Origin of the sequence: Pseudomonas baetica, from assembly GCF_019733355.1 — a bacterium.
Classification (GTDB): Bacteria; Pseudomonadota; Gammaproteobacteria; order Pseudomonadales; family Pseudomonadaceae; genus Aquipseudomonas; species Aquipseudomonas baetica_A.
Map to the genome: position 1 here is coordinate 1 of NZ_JAIHLQ010000150.1, position 393 is coordinate 393.

The 393-nt window shown below is 59.3% G+C and carries 1 protein-coding gene; it reads left to right on the forward strand.

The genetic code is table 11. From position 1 onward, the window contains the following. On the forward strand, positions 1 to 393 hold a 393-nt coding region (locus K5E40_RS34505), incomplete at both ends, for a hypothetical protein (protein ID WP_221734439.1).

Below are 393 nucleotides of genomic sequence, written 5' to 3' on the forward strand. Positions count from 1 at the left end.
AGCTACACGCTGGGAACCTGGGGTGCGATCGGAACCACCTTCAGCTATACGCTGGAAACCTGGGGTGCGATCGGAACCACCTTCAGCTACACGCTGGAAACCTGGGGTGCGATCGGAACCACCTTCAGCTACACGCTGGGAACCTGGGGTGCGATCGGAACCACCTTCAGCTACACGCTGGGAACCTGGGGTGCGATCGGAACCACCTTCAGCTACACGCTGGAAACCTGGAGTGCGATCGGAACCACCTTCAGCTACTCGCTGGAAACCTGGAGTGCGATCGGAACCACCTTCAGCTACACGCTGGAAGCCTGGGGTACGATCGGAACCACCTTCAGCTACACGCTGGAAGCCTGGGGTACGATCGGAACCACCTTCAGCTACACGCTGGAA